The sequence below is a fragment of the Clostridioides sp. LIBA-2809 genome (assembly GCF_056688965.1).
Map to the genome: position 1 here is coordinate 312,975 of NZ_CP197004.1, position 12,834 is coordinate 325,808.

Consider the following 12,834-nt stretch of genomic DNA (forward strand, 5'->3'; position numbering starts at 1 on the left):
TTATATAAAAATAATTAACTTATAAAGAAGGTTTGTATATGAAAAGATTAATGATTTTAGGCTCAATTAAGTACTTTGAGAATATTGTTATGTCAGCTAAAAAAGAAGGAATATACACAATTGTTTGTGATAATAGAATTAATACACCTGCTAAAAAAATATGTGACGAATCCATAGATGTTGATGTATTTGATTTTAATAAAATAAAAAATATAGCTATAGATAAAAAGATTGATGGAGTTTTGACTGGATTTACAGATTCTTTGATGGAACCATATTCTTATATTGCAAATGAATTAAATTTGCCATGTGTAATTTGTTGCAATCAACTTGAGTCTGTAACTAATAAATCAGTTATGAAGGCATATTTTAAAGAAAATAATATACCGACAACTAATTATTGTGTAATTGAAAGCTTAAAGGAGATAGAAAAAATACAAGGATTAAAATTTCCACTTGTAGTAAAGCCAGCTGATGGCTATGGTTCAAGAGGAGTCTATTTTACAGCAGATATAGATGAATTAATAGAAAAATTCAAGTTTTCTAAGGAAACTTCACAAAATGGACAAGTAATAATTGAAGAATTCTATGAAAGTGATGAAATCCAAGGTCTAGCTTGGGTTTATAATGGAGAATCACATGTATTTTATATTGGAGATAGAGAACTTGTAAATATACATGAAGGGAGAGCTGGAAAACCAGATAGATTACTGTATCCATCAAAGTATTGTTTCCAGTATGAAGAAGAAATAAAATCAATATATCAAAAGATAACTGAGGTTTTTAATATAAAGAATGGACCTCTTTATGTTCAGATGTTAGTTGGCGTAGATGGAATAAAGGTATCTGAAGTTATGCCAAGATTACCTGGGGGATGTGATTATTTGGCAATCTCACAGATAACAGATTTAGATATAGGAAGGCTATTTGCAAATTTTAGTGTGAATAATCATATTGATTTTGATAAAATAAAAAAGTACAATATGAATTTATCAAAATGTGTATATGCATTACCAATATACATAAGACCTGGGACAATAAAGAAGATAAATAACATAGATAAAATAGAAAATTTAGATTATGTAACTCAAATTTTGTTGCTTGTAAAAGAGGGAGATACTATAGAGTTATATGAAGATGAGAGACAAGATTGTGGAAGGATTTATGGAATAGCAAATAATATATTTGATGCAAATAAGAAGAAGAAATATATTCATGAAATGATAGAAATACTTGATGAGAACAATGAGAATATGATAGAAAATTTTTAAATAAGGGAGCATGGTAGATATGAAGTTAATAACTCACGAGCAAATTATGTCATTAAATATCTCTCAGAAGCAAGGATATGAGTGGATAAAAGAATCATTTTTAACAAAAAAGGATTGTCAATTACCACCAAAAATAAGTATGGTAGAACAAGGACATATATTTTACAATGTAATGCCATCCTTAAATCATAATCATATGATTGGTGGAATAAAAATGGTTACAAGATTGCCAGGAAGAAATCCAAGTTTAAATTCAGATATATTTCTATATGATATGAAGAATGCTAAACTAAAGGCTATTTTAGATGGTAATTATATTACAGCCTTTAGAACTGCTGCAGTGGCTGCTCTAGCAATTGATACTTTTGCTAAAAAAGACTTTAATACTATTGCTATTATGGGGTTAGGTGTAACTGCGTTTTCTATAATGAATATGCTTTTATATACTCTTAAAAACAGAAATATAAATATAAAGTTGCTTAGATATAAAGACCAGGCAGAGTCGTTTATACAAAAATATAAGGATAATGAGCAGTTTAATTTTAAGATATGTGATACACATAAAGAGCTTATTGTAGATTCAGATGTAGTGATTTCGACTGTTACATACACAGATGAATATCTTACAAAATTTGAATGGTTTAAAAAAGGTGCTTTACTATTACCTGTACATGTTATGGGATTCGGAAATGTAGATTATTTATTTGATAAAATATATTTAGATGATTATGATCATTTGAGACATCTAGAAAATATAGATAAATACAAGTATTCCTGCGAATTTCAGGATGTTCTAAGCAAACAAGCAAAAGGAAGAGAAAATGACGATGAAAGAATAGTATCCTACAATATAGGTTTATCAATACATGATATATTATTTGCAAGTAAAATCTATGAACTATGTGAAACTCTGAATTGTGAGGAAATAGACTTAAAAGAACCAAAAGAAAAATATTGGATGTAGCATATTTTTTATTGACAAGAATCTATTGTAAATTAAAGTATAAAGTGATATCTTGTTAGAAATTTATTAGAAATAGGATAGGTATATTTATGGACAAGTATAATTTGATTAAGTTTGAATCTATTGGAAATGAGAATGTAGGAAGTTTAGTTGCATTAGAGTCAAATAAAGTCATACCTTTTGATATAAAGAGAGTGTATTACATATATGATGTACCACATAGTATAAAGAGAGGATTTCATGCTCATAAAACTTTAGAGCAAGTATTAGTTTGCCTAAATGGAAGTGTTAAGATAAGATGCTATGATGGAATAAGAGACACAATCATTGCTATAAATAAAAATGATGTGGGACTATATATAGGGCCTGGGGTATGGCATGAAATGTTTGATTTTGATGATAAAACAGTCTTAATTTCAATAGCCTCTGAATACTATGATGAGGATGATTATATTAGAAATTATGAAGAATTTTTAAAATATATAAATATTATCTAGTTATTATGCATATAAATATTATCTTGATTAAACAAATTCAGCATAACTATATAGATAATAGATAGGTAAGGGTGTAACTTTATGTTAGTTAAATTTAATAATTTATTAGAGCAATTTAAGGTTCATAAAGAAGAATATGAGAAGAAGATTAAGGATGTAATGGAAAGTGGATATTACATCCTTGGAAATGAAGTAAAGTATTTTGAAGAAGAATTTGCTAGCTATGTAGGTAGCAAATATTGTGTTGGTTTAGCCAGTGGTTTAGATGCACTGATAATTGCTTTTAGAGCATTAGGAATAAGCGAAGGTGATGAAGTAATAGTGCAATCAAATACATATATAGCTAGTGTCATGGGAATAAGTATAAATGGGGCAAAACCAGTATTTGTAGAACCAAATGAATATTATAATATAGATTCATCTAAGATAGAAAAAAAAATAACTAGTAAAACCAAAGCTATATTAGTAGTACATTTATATGGTCAGGCAAGTAAAATGAAAGAGATACAAGAATTATGTAAGAAATATAATTTGTATTTAATTGAAGATTGTGCCCAATCCCATGGAGCTAAATATGATGGAAAAATAACAGGTACATTTGGGGATGTAGGTTGTTTTAGTTTCTATCCAAGCAAAAACTTGGGAGCATTTGGAGATGCAGGTGCTATAGTAACTGATAATAAAGAAATAGCTGATAAAGTGAAAGTACTTAGAAATTATGGTTCAGAAAAGAGATACCATAATAAATTTGTTGGATATAATTCAAGATTAGATGAAATTCAAGCAGGTCTGTTAAGAGTAAAACTTAAATATCTTAATGAAATTGAAAATGAAAAGTCAAAAATTGTAGATAGATATCTTAATGAAATTAGCAATCCAAAAGTTATACTTCCCAAAATAGAAAAAAACTGCACACATGTATGGCACTTATTTGTATTACAAGTTGAAAAACGAGATGCATTTATGAAATACTTAAAGAAAAATGGTATAGAGTCTATAATACATTATCCGATACCTCCTCATTTATCTGAAGCATATGCTTATTTGGGATATAAAAAGGGATCTTTTAATATAGCTGAGAATTATTCAAATAAAGTTGTTAGTATACCTTTATTTGTTGGTATGAAGGATGAAGAAGTTAGTTATGTAATTAAAAGCATAAATGAATATTAAATAAATTGTAATAATATCATAAATAAATTTTTCATATATAATTTAGTTAAAATTCATTAATTAATATTTTTAGACATTTATATATTATATAAATAAAATTGAAATATATAGAAAAATATAGAATAAAGGAATAGTTTGTCTTATATTTTTACGAAATGAAAATATTTTAGTCAAATTTATTATAATATGGGAGAATATAGTATTTATAATCTGTATAATTAATAATAATTAATTTTTGAAAATAAAATATTCAAGTATACATAAAAAAGATATTTAAAAAATTTGTTATTTATTGTATACTTAAATTAAAACTAAATAGGCAAAACTAAAGAAATTTAGTGACGCAAAGCTATAGGGGCTAAGGTTTGTATATGCGAACTATGCTAGCCAGTTGCCAAAAAGAGTCCTAAGTATATTTGTATACTTAGGATTAGTCGAAGTGACTGCTTTTTTGGCGGTCATTTTATTGTGGAAAAATTGCTTTATTATAGTAGAAAATACACATAATAACATATTTTACCAATTATAATATAAAATAAAGGAAATTTATCTAAAAAAGTTGCTATTTTACAAAAAAAGGCAACTTTATGAGGGGAAAATTAAATACATATTAAAATTTTTTTTTATTTTTATTGGATTTAATTGAATTCAAATTAGATTTCTTACTAAAATAATTCGTTATTATATTAATGTAATAGAATTGCAATAGATTTAAATGAACAAAGAAGTCATTTTTTGTAATATAGCAACTTCATTTTTTTAATCATTAAATATATCAAATAAATATATTTTGAGGAGGGGTGAGTATGAATACATATGACATTATAAAAATGGGATTAGATGCAACTAATCTAAGAAGTCAAACAATAGCAAATAATATAGCAAATATAAATACTGAAGGTTACAAAAAACATTATGTAACTTTTGAAGAAACATTAAATGAGGCCATGCCAAAAATAGAAGAAAAAATAGACAATTCCAAAGGGTTAAGAGTAGATGGCAATAATGTAGATATAGAAGAAGAGAAAGTAAAGCAAGCAATGACAACACTGCAATATAATGCTTTAATAGGTTTTGCAAATGGCAAAATCGCAATGACTAAATCAATAATAGGTGGGAGGTAACTAGAAGATGAGTGTGTTCAGTGGAATGGAAATCTCTGCTAGTGGATTAACAGCAGAAAGTTTGAAAATGGATATCATATCATCAAATGTAGCTAATATAAATGCTACAAGAGGTCCAAATGGAGAAGCATATAGGAGAAAAGTTGTTTCATTTGAAGAAAACTATGATAATAAATTAGGTATGTTAGGAGTAAAAGTCACATCTGTTGAAGATGACAAATCACCTCTTAAAGAAGTATATGACCCAGCTCATCCAGATGCAAAGCCAAATGGATATGTAGAATATCCAAATGTAAATATATTAGTTGAAATGACAGATTTAATAACAGCTTCACGAGCATATGATTCCAACATAGATACACTGAATGCTCAGAAGTCTATGATATCTAAAGCTTTGGAAATAGGAAAGTAGGGATAAATTATGCCAATTACACAAATTAACAATTTAATGCAAGGTGCAAAGTTAGATAATTTAGTTGGAGAAATAAAACCATTAAATCTTAATAATAAAGAAGAAAAAAAGAATTTTGAAGATGTAATAATAGATACTATAGACAAAGTCAATTTTCAACAAGTGACAGCAGATAATATGAAAGAAAAATTTATAAAAGGCGAAGATGTTTCTATGCATGAAGTTATGTTAAAAGGTCAAGAAGCACAACTATCTATGCAATATCTAATAGAAGTTAGAAACAAGATTCATGATGCATATCAAGAAATGAATAAAGTACAAATTTAGCCTTTTGAACAGGAGTAATAATCAATGATAACCAGTTTTAAAAATAAGATTAAGGAGCAAGTTGCTAAAGCTAGGACAAAAATAGGTTCTTTAAAAAAAGGGACCAAGATAGCATTAGGTATAGGGATTGTTGCTATATGTTTAGCGCTAGTATTTACAGCAATATCTGCAAGTAAAAATAAGTATGCAGTCTTATTTTCAGAACTAGATGTTCAAGATGCTGCAGATATATCAGCAGAATTAGAGTCTAGAAAGATAGATACTAAGGTAAAAGGAAGCACAATTTATGTGCCTAGAACAGAAGTTGATAAATTGAGACTGGAGTTAGCTCCAAGTCTTACAGGTGGTTCTAAAGGATTTGCACTAATGGATGATAGTTCATCTATAGGGCTTACTGATGAAGAGTTTCAAATTAAGAAGCAAAGAATCATACAAGGTGAAATAGAAAAAACAATCAAGAGTTTTCCACAAGTGGAAGATACTAGAGTACATATAACATTTGGAGAATCATCAGTGTTTGAGAAAGAGGCAGTTCCAGGAAGTGCAGCAGTTTACTTAATGTTAAAACCAGGAACAACCTTAGAAAAAAATCAAATAAAATCTGTTATGGCACTTGTATCAGGAAGTGTTACAAATATACCAGAAAAAAATGTTCAAGTTATTGATAATAAGATGAATTTATTATCAGAAGGTATCTTAGACGATGAAGAAGTTGATGAAAATAATCAACCAATAAATGGTGGTATTAGTGTTGATAAAAATAAGGCATCTGAACAAGCATTGAATAAACAATTAGAAAAGTCTATTTTGGAAATGTTAGAACCAATATTTGGGACAGGCAAAGTAAAAGCTACAGTAAATGCTGATTTAAGTTTTGATACAGCTGAAAAAACTGAAATAAAGATTGACCCTGATAAAGTTGCAATAAAAGAAACAAGGTCAAAAAATTCATCTAAATCTGCGACAAATAATGTCCAAGGTGTAGATGCTAATATGAATAATCAAGGAAATAAAAATGGCACTAACACAGAAGATAGTCTGGATGAGAGCTTTGAATATGAGACAGGTAAGATTGAAACTCATACGATAGTTGCACCAGGAGAACTTAAAAGATTGACAGCTTCTGTTGCTATAGATGGAAAAATAGCTAAAGGTGTTCAAGCTGATGTAGAAGATATTGTTAATAATGCTATAGGTATGGATGGAGCGAGGGGAGATACTCTTAGTGTTGTTTCAATGGTCTTTGACCCTAAAGGAAAAGCCGAGGCTAAACAAGAACTGGAAGAGATTAAAAAAGAAGGCTTCAAAGCTAATATAATGAAGGCAGTTATTGGAGTAGTGGTAGTTGTTGCAGTAGGTGCCATTGGATATTTAATATATAAGAAGAGAAGTGAACAAGAAGATATGGATTATGAGGATGAAGTTTATAGTGCTAATTCTGGTACTGTTGATAAAAAAGATAATCCTCTATTAGGGGATGATCCAGAATTGACATTAGAGGAAGCTGTTAAAATGTATGCAGAAGAAAAACCAGACCAAGTAACAGAAATAATAAAGACTTGGTTAAATGAGTAAGGGGGATAGAATGTGTCCACAGAAATTACAAATGTTAGTGCATTTGACTTAAGTGATATAAGTGAAAATGAAAAAGAGCAAAATGAAAAAATAGAAGGCGAAGGTTTAAAAAAAGCTGCTGTACTTTTAATGACATTAGGACCAACTGTGTCTAGTGATATAATAAAAAGCCTTCCAGATAAACAAGTTCAAAAAATAGGTTTGGAAATTGCAAATATTTCTTCGATAGCTTCAAAAGAAAGAAGAGAAATATTAAAAGAGTTTGTAGAAATAAATAAAGCAAAAGATTATGTTATAGAAGGTGGACTAGAATATGCAAGAGAATTACTAAGTAATGCTTTGGGAAATGTTAAAGCAAATAAATTACTTGAAGGCATATCAATGGATACAAGTACAAAGCCTTTTAAACATATTATAAATCTAGATGCAAAGAAGATATTAGAAATACTTAGGAATGAAAGTGCACAGACCATAGCTATTTTACTTGCACATATGGAACCACAAAATGGTGCAGAAGTTTTAGCGCATTTAGATCTTAATTTACAAAATGAGGTAGCTATGAGAATAAGTTCAATGGGTACAATATCTCCAGAAGTTATAAAAGTAATTGAAAATTCATTAGAAGATAAATTACATTCAATAAGTGGTGATGATTTTAAAGATTATGGCGGAATAGCTACCTTAGTTCAAATATTGCTTAATTCTGATAGAAAAACAGAAAAGAATATTTTGAGTACTGTTGAAGAAAAAGACCCAGCTTTAGCTGCCCAAATTAAATCTCATATATTTGTATTTGAAGATATTGTCAAATTAGATGATATGAGCATACAAAAAGTACTAAAAGAAGTAACTATGAAGGATTTAGTCTATGCTTTAAAAGGTGTGGATGATGAAATTTCAGATGCTGTATATAGAAATCAATCTTCTAGAGCAGCAGAAGCGCTTAAAGAAGAAATGGAAATGGTTGGTGTCATAAAGGTTGCACAAGTTGAAGGTGCTCAGCAAAAAATAGTAAACAGTGTAAGAAAACTTGAAAGAGAAGGTGCCATAACTATTGTAAGGAATTTTGGTGATGACTTTGTTGAATAATAAAATTATTAAAAGTAAAAAAGCATCATATAAAGGAATTCTAGATTTATCTATAATAGATAAAGCTAGAGTAGGAGAACCAAACATAAATGAAGAGAATGACTGTAGATTTAGAGATGAAGTAATAAAAGAAGCTATAGAATCTGCCGAGCTAAAAAAGAATGAGATATTAGAAGAAGCAAAAACAAGTGCACAAAATATAGAAAAACAAGCCTATGAAAAAGGATATAGCCAAGGTCAAAAAAATGGATATGAGGATGGATATAAAGAATCATATGATGAATATACCCAAAAAGCTAAAGATGAAGCAGATTTTATAAGAAATCAGGCAAATTTAATTTTATTACAAGCTAATGAGAAAATGACTGAGTACATAAAGGAAAAAAACAAAGAAATTATAAGACTTGCTATTAACATGGCTAGTTCTGCCCTAAAAAAGCATTTTGAAGATGAAGAATCTATGAGTGATTTATTAAAGCAAATTATTCAAGATTATGAAGGAAGCAGTTCATTCATAGTAAGATGTAATTCTTTATATAAAGATAATATAGAGAAAGAGTTTGAAATATTCAAAGAAGAAACATCATTAAAGTCAAGTGTATTTGTTATTGCAGATGATAGTATAGATAAAGGAAATGCTATTATACAAAAGGAAAATGGAAGAATAATAGTTGGTATTGATTGTGCTATAGAAAAACTAAAAGAAGAATTGCTTGGTGAATAAAGTATGTATAAAACTGATATATCTATAGATTTTGACAAAATAAATAAGAAAATAGAAAATTTAGAGCTTACTATATCAGAGGGTAGAGTTAAGAAGATAATAGGGCTTACTGTAGAAGTTGAAGGAATAAAAGCTTTTGTTGGAGAGCTATGTGTTATATACAATCAAGTCAACAAACCAGTTAATTGTGAAGTAGTAGGTTTTAAAGATAAAGAAGTAATATTAATGGCATTAGGAGAGCTAACATTAATAGCACCTGGTTGTAAAGTTATTTCTAAGGGGATACCTTTAAGTGTTATGTGTAGTGATAATTTACTAGGTAAAGTGCTTGATGGTCTTGGAAATCCTATAGACAACTCAGAACTTGTTTTAGGGGATAGATACAACTTGAATAATGAACCTCCTGACCCAATGAAGAGAAAAAAAATACGAAATATAATGGAAACAGGTGTAAGAGCAATAGATGCATTTACTACTTGTGGTGAAGGACAGAGAATAGGAATATTCGCAGGAAGTGGAGTAGGTAAGAGTACAACTCTAGGTATGATTGCTAGAAATGCAAAAGCAGATGTAAATGTAATTGCTCTTGTTGGCGAAAGAGGAAGAGAAGTCCTAGATTTTATTGATAAAGATTTAGGAGAAGAGGGAATGAAAAAATCTGTTGTTGTATGTGCTACATCAGATAAAGCTCCTCTGGTTAGGCTTAAAGGAGCTCTTACTGCTACTGCAATAGCTGAGTATTTTAGAGACCAGGGCAAAAAAGTAATACTTATGATGGACTCAGTAACTAGATTTGCTATGGCACAAAGAGAAGTAGGAATAGCGATAGGAGAGCCACCAGCTCAAAAAGGATACACACCATCTGTATTTGCAATTTTACCAAAACTCATGGAGAGAACAGGCACATCAGATAAAGGCTCTATTACTGCATTTTATACAGTATTAGTTGATGGAGATGATTTTAATGAGCCAATAGCAGATACGACAAGAGGAATACTTGATGGTCATATAGTTTTATCTAGAGATTTGGCAAATAAGAACCATTATCCTTCCATAGATGTCTTGAACAGTTTAAGCAGACTTATGAATGAGATTGCTTCAAAAGAAGATATAAAAATAGCATCATTTGCAAGAGATATGTTATCTGAATATAGAGAAGCAGAAGACTTGATAAATATAGGTGCATATGCTTCAGGTACCAATAAAAAAATAGATGAAGCAATCTACTACCATGAGCATATTATCAACTTTTTAAAACAAGGGATAAATGAAAAAAGTTCTTTTAATGAAACTATAAGTAGTTTGAAAAGAATATTTGAATAAATAATTTAAAAAAATATTTGAATAGGTTGTGATGAAATTGGATAAAAATTTTAAGTTTAGATTACAGAAAGTTTTAGACTTAAAAATGAAAGACGAAGAAAAGATAAAAATGGAATTTGCTAAAATTCAACAAAAAAAAATAGATATAGAGAATAACTTGGAAAACTTAGAAAATAATTATAATAAGTATTCTATAAGTAAAGACAACGATAGTATTCAGAAACAAAAGATAACTATTAATTATTTGTTAGCTTTAAATAACTCTATAATGGATTTATCAGAGGAACTAGATAAGTCGACAAACGAACTTGAAAAAGCTAGAAAACAGCTTATAGACAAACAGATAGAAAGAAAATCTTTAGAAAAACTAAAAGAGAAAAAGTATGGACAGTATTATAGAGAAGAAAATCTAAAGGAACAAAAAACTAATGATGAGTTTGCAAGTATGAGTTATTTAAGAAATAGACAAGTTCTATAAGAATAGTAGGAAGTGAGGATATTATTGTATGAAGATACAAGCAGATTCTTATAATGTTATTAAAGATATTGGGGATAAAAAAAGCTCATCTAAGAATAAAGATGTGAAAAAAAATAAATTTGAAGACAATTTATACAAAGCAATAGACAATAAACCAGTTAAAGATAGAAAAGAAACAAATAATCAAAATGTTAGTTCAGATAAATCGGAAAATAGTGATAATGAGTGTCATTTAGATGAAGATAAGAGTAATCACTTAGAAGATGAAAGTACATATGAAAAAGATGGAAGTAAGATTAATGAAATTTTACAACAATTGTTAAATATTTTAAATAATGATGATAAAAAAGAAAAAGATATAAGCTCTATGTTAAGTAATATAGAAAAGCTAAGTATATCAGATGAATTGAAACAAGAGCTTAAGATTAATAAAAATCTGTTGAATAAGATTGCAAACCAAAACCCAGAGTTAAATAAGGATAATATGAATAAATCTGATGATGTGCAAAATTTAGATATGATGAAGTTAAGAGAGCTTTTAGACAATAATGCTAATGGGAACTTTGAAGTGATTAGTAAAACTACAGAAGAGGATACTAAAAGCATAGACTTATACAATTTTAATAGTAATAGAATGGATAATCTTAACTTAAATAAACAAAGAGATGATAGTTCTGATATTTTGGAAAAACTAGCAGGGGCTAATGGAAATAAGAGCGGAAACTTTAGCCAAGTAATAAATAAAAGTATGGATATAAACAAAACTAAAAATGACAATGTTAATTTAAAACATATAGAATCAAACGTTATGGACGATTCTATTAAAGCTATCAAACATATGAAAACAAATGATATACAAGAGCTAACCATTAAATTAAGACCAAAAGAATTGGGAGATATGAATATACAATTACTGAAAGATAGTGAGAGTATGAAAGCTGTTGTGACTGTTTTTAATAAAGATGTATTTGACTCTATAAATAAAAATATTACAGATTTAAAGCAACATCTTGAACTTACAAATGTAAACATAAAAGATGTATCTGTGCAAATGCATAGTGACAATAGAAATACATCAGATACTTTTGATAAAGCATTTGAACAGCAGAATAGACAAAATAACCAAGAAAATATGGACAAGCAGGGTACAAATAATAAGCGTAACAATATCGCTATAGAAGATGAGATTAAAGAAAATATTATTGATGATGATAGAGTAGATTTATTAGCTTAATAAGGGGGAAGTATTGTATGTACGGAGTAGCAACAGCCTTAGCAGGTACTCAAGGAAACTATAGGTCAAATAACTTAAGCCAGTTTGAAAGAAATATTAATGATATTGCGAATAAACAAGTTAGAAGTAAAGGAAATCAAACAGTGACAGATAATGGAACTCCAATTATAGGACAAGGTGATGATGCTGATAAAGATTTATTTATGAAAATACTTGTAGCACAAATGGGTAATCAAGACCCAATGAATCCACAAGATCCAACAGAGTATGTATCACAATTAGCTCAGTTTGCGACTTTAGAAAAGATGTCTGCTATGAATGATAAGTTAGATGTACTTTTAGCTTTAAGCAACTCTACTCTAATAAATTCTGCATTAAGCATGGCAACATCATTAATTGGTAAAGAAGTAGAGGTATCTGGAGAAGAAAAAGAAGATGAAAATATTGTAGGTGTAGTGAAGTCCACATACATAAAAGATGGAGAGGTACACTTAGAACTGAAAGTAGATGGCAGTGATAAAACTGTAGATGTTAAGTATGAAAAATTACTTAAAATAGGAGAAGTAAACACAAATTCAGATGAAGAAAATTCTCCAGAATCAGGTGAAGAAGAAAGTTCTCCAGAAGAAATATAATATTAAAC

At 28.7% G+C, this 12,834-nt stretch carries 14 protein-coding genes and 1 riboswitch; all 14 genes read left to right on the top strand.

Annotation, left to right across the window (positions count from 1 at the left end; translation table 11 throughout):
- Positions 1-38: 38 nt before the first annotated feature.
- The 14 genes from ACTG44_RS01790 to ACTG44_RS01855 all read left to right on the top strand — a co-directional run bounded on the left by ACTG44_RS01790 (position 39) and on the right by ACTG44_RS01855 (position 12,826).
- Positions 39-1,271 carry an ATP-grasp domain-containing protein gene (locus ACTG44_RS01790; RefSeq protein ID WP_021382663.1) on the top strand — a complete coding sequence of 411 codons (1,233 nt, stop codon included), beginning with the start codon at positions 39-41 and terminating at the stop codon, positions 1,269-1,271.
- A gap of 19 nt (positions 1,272-1,290) precedes the next feature.
- A complete protein-coding gene (locus ACTG44_RS01795; RefSeq protein WP_479921158.1) occupies positions 1,291-2,235 on the top strand; it encodes an ornithine cyclodeaminase in 945 nt (314 codons plus the stop codon).
- An 89-nt stretch (positions 2,236-2,324) separates the two neighbouring features.
- Positions 2,325-2,732, top strand: a complete 408-nt coding sequence (locus ACTG44_RS01800; RefSeq protein ID WP_021382630.1) for a sugar 3,4-ketoisomerase — start codon at positions 2,325-2,327, stop codon at positions 2,730-2,732.
- An 81-nt stretch (positions 2,733-2,813) separates the two neighbouring features.
- The gene (locus ACTG44_RS01805) at positions 2,814-3,905 is read left to right on the top strand and encodes a DegT/DnrJ/EryC1/StrS family aminotransferase (protein ID WP_021382624.1); all 1,092 of its coding nucleotides are present in this window, start codon (positions 2,814-2,816) and stop codon (positions 3,903-3,905) included.
- A 308-nt stretch (positions 3,906-4,213) separates the two neighbouring features.
- A riboswitch (cyclic di-GMP riboswitch) is annotated at positions 4,214-4,304 on the top strand.
- A 407-nt stretch (positions 4,305-4,711) separates the two neighbouring features.
- Entirely contained in the window at positions 4,712-5,029 is a 318-nt protein-coding gene (locus ACTG44_RS01810) for a flagellar basal body protein (RefSeq protein WP_479917949.1), read from the top strand.
- A gap of 7 nt (positions 5,030-5,036) precedes the next feature.
- A complete protein-coding gene (gene flgC / locus ACTG44_RS01815; protein WP_479917950.1) occupies positions 5,037-5,441 on the top strand; it encodes a flagellar basal body rod protein FlgC in 405 nt (134 codons plus the stop codon).
- 9 nt (positions 5,442-5,450) lie between these two features.
- Positions 5,451-5,768: a flagellar hook-basal body complex protein FliE gene (gene fliE, locus ACTG44_RS01820; protein WP_479917951.1), complete on the top strand. Its 318-nt coding sequence runs from the start codon at positions 5,451-5,453 to the stop codon at positions 5,766-5,768.
- Between the two features lie 24 nt (positions 5,769-5,792).
- Positions 5,793-7,343, top strand: coding sequence for a flagellar basal-body MS-ring/collar protein FliF (gene fliF / locus ACTG44_RS01825; RefSeq protein ID WP_479921159.1), 1,551 nt, complete (start codon positions 5,793-5,795; stop codon positions 7,341-7,343).
- A 12-nt stretch (positions 7,344-7,355) separates the two neighbouring features.
- Positions 7,356-8,432, top strand: coding sequence for a flagellar motor switch protein FliG (fliG, locus tag ACTG44_RS01830; protein WP_479919683.1), 1,077 nt, complete (start codon positions 7,356-7,358; stop codon positions 8,430-8,432).
- Positions 8,416-9,156 (top strand): FliH/SctL family protein, encoded by a 741-nt coding sequence (locus ACTG44_RS01835; protein ID WP_202594848.1) that lies wholly within the window; start codon positions 8,416-8,418, stop codon positions 9,154-9,156. Before fliG ends, ACTG44_RS01835 begins: the two co-directional genes overlap by 17 nt.
- Positions 9,157-9,159: 3 nt before the next feature.
- Positions 9,160-10,479 (top strand): flagellar protein export ATPase FliI, encoded by a 1,320-nt coding sequence (fliI, locus tag ACTG44_RS01840; protein WP_021382704.1) that lies wholly within the window; start codon positions 9,160-9,162, stop codon positions 10,477-10,479.
- Positions 10,480-10,510: 31 nt separating this feature from the next.
- Complete coding sequence (fliJ, locus tag ACTG44_RS01845) at positions 10,511-10,957, top strand: flagellar export protein FliJ (protein WP_021382736.1); 447 nt, start codon at positions 10,511-10,513, stop codon at positions 10,955-10,957.
- A gap of 28 nt (positions 10,958-10,985) precedes the next feature.
- Positions 10,986-12,191 (top strand): flagellar hook-length control protein FliK, encoded by a 1,206-nt coding sequence (locus ACTG44_RS01850; RefSeq protein ID WP_479921160.1) that lies wholly within the window; start codon positions 10,986-10,988, stop codon positions 12,189-12,191.
- A gap of 17 nt (positions 12,192-12,208) precedes the next feature.
- Positions 12,209-12,826, top strand: coding sequence for a flagellar hook assembly protein FlgD (locus tag ACTG44_RS01855; protein ID WP_479921161.1), 618 nt, complete (start codon positions 12,209-12,211; stop codon positions 12,824-12,826).
- Positions 12,827-12,834 lie beyond the last annotated feature (8 nt).

What these genes read in the sequence shown, in the direction of transcription:
- ACTG44_RS01810 (WP_479917949.1), top strand. Translation starts at nt 4,712, where the DNA reads ATGAATACATATGACATTATAAAAATGGGATTAGATGCAACTAATCTA.
- ACTG44_RS01795 (WP_479921158.1), top strand. Translation starts at nt 1,291, where the DNA reads ATGAAGTTAATAACTCACGAGCAAATTATGTCATTAAATATCTCTCAG.
- fliE (WP_479917951.1), top strand. Translation starts at nt 5,451, where the DNA reads ATGCCAATTACACAAATTAACAATTTAATGCAAGGTGCAAAGTTAGAT.
- fliJ (WP_021382736.1), top strand. Translation starts at nt 10,511, where the DNA reads ATGAAATTGGATAAAAATTTTAAGTTTAGATTACAGAAAGTTTTAGAC.
- fliI (WP_021382704.1), top strand. Translation starts at nt 9,160, where the DNA reads ATGTATAAAACTGATATATCTATAGATTTTGACAAAATAAATAAGAAA.
- ACTG44_RS01855 (WP_479921161.1), top strand. Translation starts at nt 12,209, where the DNA reads ATGTACGGAGTAGCAACAGCCTTAGCAGGTACTCAAGGAAACTATAGG.
- flgC (WP_479917950.1), top strand. Translation starts at nt 5,037, where the DNA reads ATGAGTGTGTTCAGTGGAATGGAAATCTCTGCTAGTGGATTAACAGCA.
- ACTG44_RS01790 (WP_021382663.1), top strand. Translation starts at nt 39, where the DNA reads ATGAAAAGATTAATGATTTTAGGCTCAATTAAGTACTTTGAGAATATT.
- ACTG44_RS01835 (WP_202594848.1), top strand. Translation starts at nt 8,416, where the DNA reads ATGACTTTGTTGAATAATAAAATTATTAAAAGTAAAAAAGCATCATAT.
- ACTG44_RS01850 (WP_479921160.1), top strand. Translation starts at nt 10,986, where the DNA reads ATGAAGATACAAGCAGATTCTTATAATGTTATTAAAGATATTGGGGAT.
- ACTG44_RS01800 (WP_021382630.1), top strand. Translation starts at nt 2,325, where the DNA reads ATGGACAAGTATAATTTGATTAAGTTTGAATCTATTGGAAATGAGAAT.
- fliF (WP_479921159.1), top strand. Translation starts at nt 5,793, where the DNA reads ATGATAACCAGTTTTAAAAATAAGATTAAGGAGCAAGTTGCTAAAGCT.
- ACTG44_RS01805 (WP_021382624.1), top strand. Translation starts at nt 2,814, where the DNA reads ATGTTAGTTAAATTTAATAATTTATTAGAGCAATTTAAGGTTCATAAA.